Annotated in this window: 12 protein-coding genes; 6 read left to right on the forward strand and 6 right to left on the reverse strand. The window is 73.4% G+C overall.

Annotated elements, in window-relative coordinates; translation table 11 throughout:
* The first annotated feature begins 82 nt into the window (after positions 1–82).
* Both ACIBSW_RS24370 and ACIBSW_RS24375 read left to right on the forward strand, forming a co-directional pair.
* A complete protein-coding gene (locus tag ACIBSW_RS24370; protein WP_354730124.1) occupies positions 83–661 on the forward strand; it encodes a MerR family transcriptional regulator in 579 nt (192 codons plus the stop codon).
* Entirely contained in the window at positions 658–2,982 is a 2,325-nt protein-coding gene (locus ACIBSW_RS24375; protein WP_354730126.1) for a VIT domain-containing protein, read from the forward strand. The genes ACIBSW_RS24370 and ACIBSW_RS24375 overlap by 4 nt, the downstream gene beginning before the upstream one ends.
* Positions 2,983–3,032: 50 nt before the next feature.
* Here the strand turns inward: ACIBSW_RS24375 and ACIBSW_RS24380 are convergent, their stop codons facing one another.
* The 4 genes from ACIBSW_RS24380 to ACIBSW_RS24395 form a co-directional block, all read right to left on the reverse strand.
* On the reverse strand, positions 3,033–3,764 hold the full coding sequence (locus ACIBSW_RS24380) for a sulfite exporter TauE/SafE family protein (protein ID WP_354730128.1): 732 nt from the start codon (positions 3,762–3,764) through the stop codon (positions 3,033–3,035).
* 85 nt (positions 3,765–3,849) lie between these two features.
* The gene (locus tag ACIBSW_RS24385; RefSeq protein WP_354730743.1) at positions 3,850–6,024 is read right to left on the reverse strand and encodes an RICIN domain-containing protein; all 2,175 of its coding nucleotides are present in this window, start codon (positions 6,022–6,024) and stop codon (positions 3,850–3,852) included.
* A gap of 16 nt (positions 6,025–6,040) precedes the next feature.
* Positions 6,041–7,228 carry an alginate lyase family protein gene (locus tag ACIBSW_RS24390; RefSeq protein WP_354730741.1) on the reverse strand — a complete coding sequence of 396 codons (1,188 nt, stop codon included), beginning with the start codon at positions 7,226–7,228 and terminating at the stop codon, positions 6,041–6,043.
* Between the two features lie 182 nt (positions 7,229–7,410).
* The gene (locus ACIBSW_RS24395; protein ID WP_404799444.1) at positions 7,411–7,755 is read right to left on the reverse strand and encodes a hypothetical protein; all 345 of its coding nucleotides are present in this window, start codon (positions 7,753–7,755) and stop codon (positions 7,411–7,413) included.
* Here ACIBSW_RS24395 and ACIBSW_RS24400 point away from each other — a divergent pair.
* Positions 7,748–8,179, forward strand: coding sequence for a VOC family protein (locus ACIBSW_RS24400; protein ID WP_404799445.1), 432 nt, complete (start codon positions 7,748–7,750; stop codon positions 8,177–8,179). The two genes, ACIBSW_RS24395 and ACIBSW_RS24400, sit on opposite strands and share 8 nt — an antisense overlap.
* Before the next feature lie 23 nt (positions 8,180–8,202).
* On the opposite strand, the gene ACIBSW_RS24405 is transcribed toward ACIBSW_RS24400, so the two are convergent.
* Positions 8,203–9,195 (reverse strand): hypothetical protein, encoded by a 993-nt coding sequence (locus ACIBSW_RS24405; RefSeq protein WP_354730801.1) that lies wholly within the window; start codon positions 9,193–9,195, stop codon positions 8,203–8,205.
* A 64-nt stretch (positions 9,196–9,259) separates the two neighbouring features.
* Between ACIBSW_RS24405 and ACIBSW_RS24410 the strand changes: the two genes are divergently transcribed.
* Both ACIBSW_RS24410 and ACIBSW_RS24415 read left to right on the forward strand, forming a co-directional pair.
* A complete protein-coding gene (locus ACIBSW_RS24410) occupies positions 9,260–9,817 on the forward strand; it encodes a TetR/AcrR family transcriptional regulator (RefSeq protein WP_404799446.1) in 558 nt (185 codons plus the stop codon).
* Position 9,818: 1 nt separating this feature from the next.
* Positions 9,819–10,481, forward strand: a complete 663-nt coding sequence (locus tag ACIBSW_RS24415) for a lysophospholipid acyltransferase family protein (protein WP_354730537.1) — start codon at positions 9,819–9,821, stop codon at positions 10,479–10,481.
* On the opposite strand, the gene ACIBSW_RS24420 is transcribed toward ACIBSW_RS24415, so the two are convergent.
* The gene (locus ACIBSW_RS24420) at positions 10,482–11,438 is read right to left on the reverse strand and encodes a TIGR03885 family FMN-dependent LLM class oxidoreductase (RefSeq protein WP_354730535.1); all 957 of its coding nucleotides are present in this window, start codon (positions 11,436–11,438) and stop codon (positions 10,482–10,484) included.
* Positions 11,439–11,495: 57 nt separating this feature from the next.
* On the opposite strand from ACIBSW_RS24420, the gene ACIBSW_RS24425 reads away from it, so the two are divergent.
* A complete protein-coding gene (locus tag ACIBSW_RS24425; protein ID WP_354730533.1) occupies positions 11,496–12,401 on the forward strand; it encodes a nucleoside hydrolase in 906 nt (301 codons plus the stop codon).
* Positions 12,402–12,456 lie beyond the last annotated feature (55 nt).

Below are 12,456 nucleotides of genomic sequence, written 5' to 3' on the forward strand. Positions count from 1 at the left end.
CGGCCGACTCCGGGCCCGGCAAAGCGAAATCGGCCGGGAAAAACATTGACACTGTCAATGAAACAGTGTCAGCATTACGGGCATGTGGACGATGGACGAGCTGGTGGAGCGGGTGGGCCGGGCCCTCGCCGCCGAGTACCCCGGCGCGCCCAACGGCCGGATCCGCGACGTGCCCGACCGCCGCGCCATCCGGTGGTACACGACGACCGGCCTGGTCGACCGCCCCGCCGGCATGCGGGGGCGGACGGCGCTCTACGGACCGCGGCACCTGCTGCAGCTGGTGGCGCTCAAGCGCCGCCAGGCCGACGGGCACTCGCTCGCCGCGATCCAGGCCGAGCTCGCCGGCGCCGCGGACGCCGACCTGCGGCTCGTCGCCCGGGTGCCGGACGAACTGCTGACCGTCTCCGACGCGCCCGGGGTGTCCGACAGCCCGGCGCGCCCGCGGTTCTGGGCCGCCGCGCCGGCCCCCGCGCCGGCCAGCTCGACGGCACGCCCGGTGGGCGGCGTCGCACTGGGCGGCGGCGCGATCCTGGTCCTCCCGGTGTCCCCCGGCGCCGCCGACTACGCCGCCATCGCCGGCGCCGCGCGGCCCCTGCTCGAACTCCTCGCCGAACGCGGCCTGCTGACCTGCGAGAACCCCGATGATGGGAGCCCGTCATGACCCTTTCCGTCACGCCGATGGATGCCGCGGAGATCGAGCGGATCCGGATCCTGCCCGACGCCGGCCTCGGCTGCCTGCGCACCGACCGCGGCAACCTCCCGCTGGACCGCCTCGACGTGCGGGCCGCGATCAGCGGGCTGGTCGCCCGCACGACGGTGACCACCGAGTTCGTCAACGCCTTCGACACCGCGCTCGAGGCGACCTACGTCTTCCCGCTGCCCGACCGCGCCGCGGTGACGGGCATGACCATGACCGCGGACGGGCGCACGGTCGCGGCGGAGCTGCGCGAGCGCGCGGCGGCGCGGGAGGCCTACGACCGGGCGATCGAGTCCGGCCGGCGCGCGTCCATCGCCGAGGAGGAGCGCCCCGACGTCTTCACGATGCGGGCCGGCAACATCCTGCCGGGCGAGCGGGTCACCGTCGAGCTGGTCCTGGTCGGGCCGCTGCCCTGGGAGGACGGCGCCGCCACGTTCCGGTTCCCGCTGGTCGTCGCCCCGCGCTACGTGCCGGGCACGCCGCTGCCCGGCCCGGCCGTCGGCTCGGGGCAGGCCGTCGACACCGACGCGGTGCCGGACGCCTCCCGCATCACTCCCCCGGTGCTGCTGCCCGGGTTCCCCAACCCGCTGCGGCTCACCCTCGGCGTCGACGTCGACCCGGCCGGGCTGGGGCTCGGCGAGATCCGCTCGAGCCTGCACACCGTGACCCGCGAGGGCACCCGGATCGAGATCGCGCCGGGCGAGCGCGCCGACCGCGACTTCATCCTGCGCCTGCCGTACGCGGGCGACGGCTCCGGCGCGGTGTACGTGCCCGACGGCGCCGAGGGCACCTACCAGCTGGTCCTCGTGCCGCCGGACGACGCCGGCACCGCCCGGGAGCGCGACGTCGTGCTGCTGCTGGACCGCTCCGGCAGCATGGGCGGCTGGAAGATGGTCGCCGCCCGCCGCGCCGCAGCCCGGGTGGTCGACACCCTCACCGCCGGCGACCGCTTCGCGGTGCTCACCTTCGACCACCAGGTCGACCGGCCCGCCGACCTCGGCGGGGGCCTGAGCGACGCGAGCGACCGGCACCGCTTCCGCGCGGTCGAGCACCTGTCGCGCGCCGACGCCCGCGGCGGCACCGAGCTGCTCACCCCGCTGCGCGAGGGGCTGGCCCTGCTGGCCGACTCCAGCGGCCGGGACCGGGTCCTCGTGCTGGTCACCGACGGGCAGGTCGGCAACGAGGACCAGATCCTCGCCGAGATCACGCCGCTGGTCGGCACCACCCGGGTGCACACGGTCGGCATCGACCGGGCGGTCAACGCCGGGTTCCTTGGCCGGCTCGCCGCGCTCGGCGCCGGCCGCTGCGAGCTGGTGGAGAGCGAGGACCGCCTCGACGAGGCGATGGAGCAGATTCACCGGCGCATCGCCGCGCCCGCGCTCACCGACGTGACGATCACCGGCGAGGGCTTCACCGTCGAGTCGGCGGCGCCGCGGACCGTCTTCCCCGGCGTGCCGCTGGTGGTCTTCGGCCGCTACAGCGGCGCGGCGGGCGCCGCCCTGACGGTGCGCGGGCGCGACGGCGACGAGCGGGAGTTCGTCCGCCGGGTCCCGGTGCGGCACAGCGCCGAGCCGGCCGTCACCGCCCAGTGGGCCCGGTCCCGCCTGCGCGAGCTCGAGGACCGGTACGCGGCCGGCGAGAGCGACCTGGAGAAGAGCATCGTCGCCACCTCCCTGCGCCACGGGGTGCTGTGCCGGTTCACCGCGTTCGTCGCCGTGGACAGCCGGGTGGTCAACGAGGGCGGACAGACCCGCCGGGTGACCCAGCCCGTCGAGGCGCCGTCCGGCTGGGACATGTTCGACGAGGCGACGGCCGTCCCGTGCGCGGTGGCGCCGCCGCCGTTCGCGCTCGCCGAGGCCGCCGCGCCGCTGCCGCCGCCCGCGCCCGGCGGCGCCGGCTTCGCGCCCATGGCGCGCAGCGGACCGGCGCCGTTCGCGGCGATGCCGGCCGGCCTCGCCGCGCCGGGCCGCCCCGGCCGCGCCGCGGCGCGCAAGAGCGCCGGCCCGACGGTGACCGACCTGGGCGCCGTCGTCGAGGTCGAGGCCGGCCGGCTGCGCGACGCCGAGGGGCGCCCGGCGCGCGAACGCCGCGACCTGCTCGCCGACCTGGCGAGCCGGCTCGGCGCCCTGCTCGAGGGGGTGCCCGGCGACGAGCTGAAGGGCCTGCGCGACCTGGTCGAGCGGCTGCGGGCCGGCGGCGGCCTCGAGGAGAAGTGGGCCCTGGCCCGCGCGACCCTGGAGGCGTTCGCGCCGCCGCCCGCGCGCAAGGCGTTCTGGAAGCGCTAGTCCTGTCCTTGAAGGTCGGTCGGGTTGTCGCGGTTGCACCGGTGCCGCCGTCACAACCCGGCCAGGAACAGCACGCCCGCGGCGAGCAGGCCGATCTCGACCAGGATCACGAACACCCGGTCGCTGATCCGCCCGACGATCCTTTTACCCACCCACGCCCCGGCCAACGTGGCCGGCGTCAACGCCACCCCGAACAGCAGCACCCGGCCGGCCAGCAGATCCCCCGCGCCGTAGGCGGCGAGCTTCGACAGGTGCATCGTCATCGCACCGGCCGCCTCGGTGCCGATGTACGCCGCGCGGGTCAACCCGTACGCCAGGAAGAACGGCGCGGTCAACGGTCCGACCGAGCCGAGCAACGCCGAGCCCAGCCCGGAGGCGGCCCCCACCGCGGCGAAGCTGCGATCGGTCGGCCTGCGCGGATGCGGATTGCACCGCCGCCAGATCACCACTGCGATCAGGAACCCGCCCAGCAGCCGCTTGAGCGGCCCCAGCGGTGCGTGCGCCAGCAACAGCCCACCGGCGACCGCGAGCGGCACCGCACCCACCGCGAACCAGCCGATCAACCGCCAACGCAGCTCCCCGCGATTGAGCCACACCCGGAACGCGTTGCTCGACACCTGCGTCAACGTCAGCATCGGCACCGCCACCCGTAGCCCGAACAGCGCCGTGAACACCGGCAACAGCAACACCCCACCGCCGAAACCCGCCACCGCGGACAACACCGCCAGCAGGAACGCCGCCGCGGAGGCCGGCAGCAGCGTCGACGACAGATCACCGGTCATCGGAGCACGATCTCCCACACGACATCCATCAGGTGCCGACTGTACGGCCGGCACGGCCCGCCTTCCGGCGGGCCGTGCCGGTCGGCTATGGACCGCTGACCAGGTGCGTGACCTGGTGGCCGCTGTTGACCGCGGCGCCCGTGTTGTTGATGACGTGCGAGATCGTGCCGGTGCCGCCGAGCGACACCGTCACCATGTTGCGGAACCGGACGCCGGACTTCACCGGCACCTCGAACGCGCGGGCGTTGACCACGCTGGGGTTGACGTTGAAGTACGCGTACGAGCCCAGGCCCCACGCCTCGTGGTTGTCGACCGAGTCGGCCACCTTGTACGCCGCCCAGCCTTGCGTCGAGCCGTTCATGTAGGCGGCCTGGTTCGGCGGGTCGTAGGGCATCTCGTTCTGGTAGAAGTACGTGCGCCCGTTCTCGCCGTTCCAGACGGTCTGGTACTGCTGGTAGTGCTCGACGAAGAGGCCGTAGAACGTCACGTTGTCGCCGTTGACGGTCAGGCCGTTCGCCGCCGTGTTGATGTTCCAGCCGACCGTGTTGTTGTTGCCGTGGTCGGCGCGCCAGATCCAGGCGTGGTCGCCGATCACGTTGTCGCTGTTGATGCGCAGGCTCACCGACGCCTTGCCGGCGATCGCGCCGCCGATCCGGAAGAACACGTCGGACAGCACCGTGGGGTTGGCGGCGTGGTTCGCCGACGAGCCGCTCGGGCCGACCTCCATCAGCACCGGCGAGTTGGTGGTACCGGCGTCGAAGAGCAGCCCGGCGACGCGCACGCCGTCGACGTCGGCGACCGTCATCGCGGCGATGCCGTTCTGCGGCACGAACGTGGCCAGGCCGAGGCCGAGCACGACGGTGCCGGCCCGGGTCACGTTGATCGTCTGGTTGAGGTTGTACACGCCGGGCGTCACCAGCAGGTTCTTGCCCGCGGCCAGGGCCGCGTTGATGTTCGCCGCGGTCTCGCCCGGCCGGACCACGAAGAACGTGCCGATCGCGAGCGACTGCCCGGCCGGGTTGCCGTTCGCCCAGGTGGTGCCGGCGGAGTTGGTCCGCAGCGCGGGCACGAACACCTGGTAGGCGCCGGCCGAGTCGACGTACAGGTACGGCTTCTCCGCGACCACCGGCGTCTGGTTGACCGTCGTGTACGGCGGGCTCGGGAAGCTGTTGGCCGGCGCGCCGGAGGTGCCGACGAAGACCTGGTTCCAGTTCGAGCCGGACCAGGAGCCCAGCTGCGAGTTACGGGTGATCCACTGCTGCTGCGAGCCGGACTGGATCTGCCCGTCGATCTTGGTGTCGGACATCCAGCCGCCGGAGGACCAGCCGCCGTCGGAGAGCGCCAGGTTGCCGCGCACGTGCATCCGGCGGTACGGCGCGGCCTGCGAGACGGCCCACCGGTCGAGCCCGCCGGGCGGCGTCACCGAGAGGCCCTCGGCCGAGCGCCAGAAGTTCTGGGTGGCGTTCTGCGAGCCGTCCGGCCACCAGTCGGCCTCGGCGTGCACCGCGCCGTTGATGTTCACCGCGTCCGGGGTCAGGCCCAGGCCCGCCACCTGGGTGAAGAAGCCGACGTTCGCATCGACGTTGTACGAGCCCGGCTTGAACAGCAGCGCGTACCGCGCGTTGCCGAACTGGTTGGCCACCTGCTGGTTGAAGACGGTGTTGAGCCGGTTCTGGATGGTCGACTGCGACATCGACGGGTCGAAGATCGTCACGTTCGGGCCGAGGTCGGGGTTGCCGCTGCCCGGCGGGACGGTCGTCGGCGGGACGGTCGGGCCGCCGGAGACCGTCCACTTCTGGTTGGCGCCGCCGCCGCACGTCCAGAGCTGCAGCTTCGCGCCGTCGGCGAGGTTGTTGTCCTTGATGTCGAGGCACTTGTTCGCCTTGACGTTGACCAGGTCACGCCCGGCCGTGTACGTCCACTGCTGGCTGGTCAGCCCGGCGAAGCAGTCCCACAGGTGCACGACTGCGCCGTCGTTCACGGCTCTGTTGGCCACGTCGAGGCACTTGCCCAGGCCGCGCAGCGACTTGTCGTCGCCGTGCGTCCAGGTCTGGTTGGGACCGGCCGAGCAGGTCCACATCTGCGGCAGGTTGCCGTTGGCGGTCGAGCCGCCGGTGACGTCGAGGCACTTGCCGTTGGCGGAGCTGACCACGGTGCCGGTGGTGGCCGCCTCGGCCCTCGTGACGCCGGCGATGCCGAGCGCCACGACGACCAGGGCGGAGACCAGCACCGCGGCGACGCGCTTTGCGGGGGGATTCATGGAGACCTTTCGGGGATCAGGCGGGGTTGCCGGCGTGGGTGAGGGTCTCCCACGCGACGAAGAGGTTGTTGCTGCCCTGCGGGCGCCGGGCGACCGTGTACGTCTCGGTGTTGGCCATCGCGATGCCCAGGCGGTCGTGCAGCGCGTTGAAGGCGACCTCGGTGACCGGTCCGAGGCCCCGGGTGACGCTGCCGCCGCAGATGTTCGCCGGCACCGCGACGCCGTTCTCGAACTTGGTGTGGAAGCCCAGCGCGTGCCGCAGCCGGTCCTGCAGCTCGGGGTAGAGGTCGCCGCCCTGGATGCGGCTCGTCTCGGCGACGTGCGCGATCGCGGAGATGCCGTAGCCGGTGTGGGTGAAGTCGCGGCAGGTCTCCTGGGAGAGGCCGTCCACGAACGTGCTCTGGCCCTGCCAGTAGCTGATCAGCTCGGCGCGGGTGTCGATGCCGCCGGCCGGCGGGTACTTCGGCTGCGCGCCGTCCGCGGCGATGTAGACGTAGGAGGCGGCGCGCAGCTTGAACCGGTTGACGGCCCGGTCGTAGCTGGCGCGGTCGTCGAGGAAGACGGAGATGCCGACCGCGGCCTCCATCATCGACAGCTCCCAGTTGCCGTTGCTGTGAATGCCGGGGATGACCACGGGCAGGTAGACGGTGCGCAGCATGGTGGCGAAGCGCGCCTGTTGGGGCCAGCTCGGGTAGGTGTACCTGATGATCTCCGCGGCCCGGGGCCACACCGAGCCGGCCCAGGCGGTCTGCAGCGGCGCGTTGCTGTTGGTGTGGTTCCGGATGGTGGCGGACCAGGCGTCCATGATCTCGATCGCCTTGGCCGCGTACGCCGGGTTTCCGGTGATGTACCAGGCCAGCGCGTCGGTGTACGCCGCGATGGCGTCCTCGCGCTCGTCGGTGCAGCCGTAGTTCGGGTTGGAGTACGAGCCGCACTCGACGGTCGCGCGCGGCTTCGGCGTACGCGACAGCGAGGCGTACCGGCTGGCCGTCATCTGCTGGTATGCAGCGGTCCAGGGCTGTGCCTGCGCCGCGACCCGGCCCTTGACGAAGTCGAGCTGGGCGCGGCTGAGCAGCACGCCCGGATGGTTGAAGACGGCGGCGGTGGCGGCCTGGGGCGCGGCGATCGCGGCGGCGACCGCCGCGAGGACGGCGACGACGACGGTGCCGGCGGCGAGCAGCGCGCGGCTGGGGGATCTGCGCATGACGGACTCCGGGTGGGGATGTAACCGGAAGAGGACTTAACAGTTATCAAACTTAAACGCGGTGAACGCAAGCAGACATCGACCAACTTAAGGATGGCGAAAGGATCCGCTGCCGGAGAGCGCTTTCCCATGCCAGGGTCCCGAATCTCGGGCACGGAACCGGTTTCGCCGAGAAAGCGCTCTCACGGCGTCAGCAGCTGCCGGACGTCGATCGGCTGACACAGCGGCGCCCCGCCGGGCCCGGGCGCCGCCGCGGCCCGGGCCGCGATAGCCAGGGCCCGCTCCTGCGACTCCACGTCGACGACCCGGTACCCGGCCAGCACCGGCATCCCGCCCGCCGCGGCCACGCCGTCGCCGGTGACCAGGCGGGCGAGGCCCGCGAGCCCCTGCGTCTCCACCAGCTCACCCGCCGCCGCGAGCTCGTCGTCCAGCGACGCCTGGTATTCGTAGTGGCGCCGGATGTCGGCGGGCGCCCAGGTGCCCATGGCGACGTGGTGCTGGATCAGCAGGAACTTCGTCATGCTCATGAGTCGTGCCCGCCTCACCGTTCTCGACACGACCCCGGGAGGAACCATGCCGATCGGCCGGACGCACCACGTGATCTTCGACTGCCCCGACCCCCTGGCGCTGGCCACGTTCTACAGCCGGCTGCTCGGCCAGGAGATCACCTACCGCGACGAGGACTTCGCCGTCGTCTCCGTCAGCGACCGGGCGTCCGGGCTGGCGTTCCAGCGCGCGCCGGACCACCGCCCGCCGACCTGGCCGGACCCCGCACTCCCCCAGCAACTCCACCTCGACGTGATGGTGGAGGACATCGAGGCGGCCCGCGCCGCGGTACTGCGCCTCGGCGCGACCGAGCTACCCGGCCCGAACGTCTTCGCCGACCCCGCCGGCCACCCGTTCTGCCTCATCCCCCGCCCGCACTGGGCACCGCCGATCCCCCGCGACTGAACCGGGAGAGCGCCGGGCGGTGCTCAGTCTCCGTAGTGGCGACGCGCGTACGCGGCGACGTCCAAGGGCCGGCTCCGGTGGCCGGGGCCGAGTAGCAGTTCCCCGAGTCGTTGCAGCTCGGCGATGGTCAGCCCGGCGTCACCCATGCCGTAGAGCGGATCACGATTCCCGTACTGCTTGGGCCGGCTGTCGCCGCACTCCACGGTTGCCGGGAGCCAATGCTCCATCGCCCGCCACGCGAGGTCGTCCCCGCACCGCTCGACGGCGGGAGCCGGGTCGGGGAAGCGGAACGCCCCGGCGCACCGGCGTTCCTGTTCCTGGTAGCGGTCTTCCCAGAACTCGAGGGTCCAGCCCGGCCAGCGGTCGGCGAACCGCTCGCGCAGGCCGAGGACCGGTTCGATCGACCAGACACCGGCACGGCGAGCGGTGGGATCCAGGTGCAGTCCACCGCGCGGCACCTGACCCCAGGCCGACGGCTGAGGGAGGCCGGTCAGCTGATCGAGCAGGTCGGGACCGATCTGCCACGGCTGCACCGCCCAGACGTCCAAGCCGTACGCGGTGTCGCCGACCGTGACCAGGTAGCGCGGTTCGAACGGCTCGGCGGCGCCCGCACGACCCCACCGGAACAGGTCGGTGTGGTCCCACGGCTCAGGCTCGACGACGGCCCGGTCCAGGCCGAGCGCGCCGGTCACGTCGGCGATGCCGTCGAAGGCCCAGCGGATCGTCCAGCCCGGCCAGGTACGCCGATACCCGGCCATGGCGGCGAGGCGCCGGTCGTAGTCGACGTTGAGGAAGACCAGCAGATCGTCGGCGTCGAGGTCGATCAGCGCCCCCGCCTCGCACGAGGACTCGGCCTGCCACTCGTCCCGCTTCCACGCGGGAAACGATCGCATGACCGCCAGAGCGGGATCGGGACCGAGCGCGAGCCATGCGTCGAGGCTGTAACCCATCCCGTTGCTGCCGCCGTGCGTCCACTCGCCGTTCTGCCTGACCGCGACATTCGCCCGAGATCCCACCGGTGGATCGTAGATCACCGGCGGACAGGTAGACACTGTCTACGCGTGCTGGTAGACATTCTCCATGCCCGATGAGTTACGTGCCCGCCTCGTCGAGACCGGGGTCGCGCTGGTCGCCGCCGAGGGCACCGAGGCGCTGTCGCTGCGGGAGATCGCGCGGCGCGCCGGGGTGTCGCACGGTGCGCCGCGGCGCTACTTCCCCACGCACCGGCATCTGCTGGCCGCCGTCGCCCGGGTCGGCTACGAGCGGCTGAGCGAGCGGATCGGCGCGCTCGAGGTGGACGGCGATCCGCGCGACGGGCTGCTCGCGCTCGGGCGGCTCTATCTCGACTTCGCGCGCACCGAGCGCGGCATGTTCGAGCTGATGTTCCGGCACGAGCTGCTGCGCGGCAACCAGGAGGGTCTGCGCGCCGCCACCAAGCCGCTCTTCGCCGTACTGGTGAAGCTGGTCGGCCGGGCCCGGCCCGGCGCCGGCGACGCGACCGTCGCCGCCGGGGCGCTCTGGGCCAACCTGCACGGGATCGCCCAGCTCTGGCTGTGGGGCAGCCTGCAGATGACCGTCGACACCGACGACCCCGGGCCGCTGCTGTGCGCGGCCGTCGACGCCTATGTGGAGCGCTGAGATGCTGACGCGGATCGCCCGGGCGATGCTGGTGCCGCTGTCCCGGCTGATGTTCCGGCCCACCGTGGAAGGCCGCGAGCACGTGCCCGGCCACGGCCCGGTGATCCTGGCCGCCAACCACCTGTCGGCGCTCGACAGCTTCCTCATCCCGCTGGTGTCGCCGCGCCCGGTGGCGTTCCTGGCCAAGGAGGAGTATTTCAACCGGCCCGGCCTCAAGGGCCGGCTGCTGGGCACCACGCTGCTCGCCGTCGGCGCGATCGCCGTGCCGCGCGGCGCGCACCGGGCCGCGCAGGCGGCGCTCGAGACGGCACTGGCGGTGCTGCGCGACGGGCGGGCGTTCGGCATCCATCCCGAGGGCAGCCGCTCGCGCGACGGGCGGCTCTACCGCGGCCGGACCGGGGTGGCCTGGCTCGCGCTCGCCTCCGGCGCGCCGGTCGTGCCGGTCGCGGTCCTCGGCACCGAACGGGTGCAGCCGGTGGGTGCCCGGCTGCCGCGGCCCGGGCGGGTGACCGTGCGGTTCGGCCCGCCGCTGCGCTTCGCGCCGCCGGCGGGCGGGGCGGCCCGGGCCCGCCGCGAGGCGACCGACGCCATCATGGACGCGATCGGCGCGCTCTCCGGCCAGGAGCGCGCGCCGGGCTACAACGAGCTGTCCGCGCCGGGCTGATCAGCGTAGGGCCGGCAGGACCTTGGCGCCGAAGGCCTCGATGAACGGCAGCTGGTCCTGGCCGACGTGGTGCAGGTAGACGCGGTCGAAGCCCAACTCGGCGTAGCCGCGCAGCCAGGCGGCGTGCCGTTCCAGGTCGGCGGAGACGTTGACGACCTGGCGCACCTGCTCGATGGTCACCTGCTCGGAGATCACGTCGAAGTGCTCGACGGTCTCGGTGTCCCAGCAGACCGGCGGCGGGAAGATGTTGCTGCGCCACTGGTCGTGCGCGATCGCCTCGGCCTCGGCCTCGGTCGGCGCCCAGCTCAGGTGCGCCTGCAGGCACACCGGGCCGCGGCCGCCCGCGTCCCGGTACGCCGCGATCATCGCGCGCAGCTGCTCCTCCGGCGCGTTCACGGTGACCAGGCCGTCGGCCCAGCCCGCGCACCACGCGGCGGTCCGCGTGCTGACCGCGGCGCCGATCAGGGGCGGCGGCTGCGGCGGGCGGGTCCAGAGCCGGGCCCGGTCGACGGTGACCAGGCCGTCGCGGGTGACCTCCTCGCCGGCCAGCAGGTCGCGGATGACGCCGACGCACTCCAGCAGCCGGGCCTCGCGGACCTGCTTGCGCGGCCACGGCCCGCCGGTGACGTGCTCGTTGCTGTACTCGCCGCTGCCCAGCGCGGCCCAGAACCGGCCCGGGAACATCGCGCCGAGGGTGCCGATCGCCTGGGCGATGATCGCCGGGTGGTAGCGCTGGCCGGGCGCGTTGACCACGCCGAAGGACAGATTCGTCGCCTGCAGCGCGGCGCCGAGCCAGGACCAGGCGAACGCCGACTGGCCCTGCCGGGCGCTCCACGGCGAGAAGTGGTCGGAGCACATCGCCGCCTCGAAGCCGGCGCGCTCGGCGGCGACGACCGCGGCGAGGAGGTCGGCGGGCGGGATCTGCTCGTGCGAGGCGTGGATTCCGTACTGCGTCATACACGTGGTAGTTACCCAGGGGCGACGGCGCCAACCGCGGTCCGCCATCATCACCGGATGACCCCGTTCCATCTCGACTGCGACACCGGGATCGACGACGCGCTCGCGCTGGCGCTGCTGCTCGGGCGCCCGGGCGCCGCGCTCGGCTCCGTCGGCACGGTCAGCGGCAACACCGGCGCCGGGCAGGCCGCGCGCAACACCCTCGACCTGCTCGCGCTCGCCGGCCGCGACGACATACCGGTCGCCGCCGGCGCGCACCACCCGCTCGGCGGCAGCTACGCCGGCGGCGCGGCGCGGGTACACGGCGGCAACGGCATCGGCGGGATCGAACTGCCGCGCGCGGACCGGGAGCCGGCCGGCGGCGACGCCGCCGACCTGCTGATCGAGGCGGCCCGCCGGCACCCCGGCGAGCTGCGGGTGGTGGCCACCGGGCCGCTGACCAACCTCGCGCTCGCGCTGCGCCGGGAGCCGGGCCTGGCCGAGCTGGTACGGACCGTGACCGTCATGGGCGGCGCGGTCCGGGTGCCGGGCAACATCACCGGGCACGCCGAGGCGAACATCGCCAACGATCCCGCCGCCGCGGCCGAGGTGCTCGACGCGGCCTGGCCGGTGACGCTCGTGCCGCTGGACGTCACCATGCGGCACCGGTTCGGCGAGCGGGACCGGGCCCTGCTGGCGGCGCACGGCACCGCGCTGACGGCGGCGCTGGCGGCGATGCTGGTCGCCTACCTCGACCACTACGAGACCCGGCTCGGCGAGCGCCGGGTGCCGCTGCACGACCCGCTCGCGGCGGGCATCGCCACCGGTGACCTGCTGCCGCTCGACGCGCCGGAGCTCGGGCTCCGGATCGGGCCGGACGGGCGGGTGACCGAGGACGCCGCGGCGCGGCGGCGCACCCGGGTGGTGCTGTTGGCGACCGGCGACGCCGCCCCGGTGATCCGCCGCCTCGTGCTGGGAGTGTGACCCAGGTCACCGGAACCGGGTCACGCCCGCGGACAGGACTGAGTGTGGACCTACC

Origin of the sequence: Actinoplanes sp. NPDC049668 (assembly GCF_044465445.1) — a bacterium.
GTDB lineage: Bacteria > Actinomycetota > Actinomycetes > Mycobacteriales > Micromonosporaceae > Actinoplanes.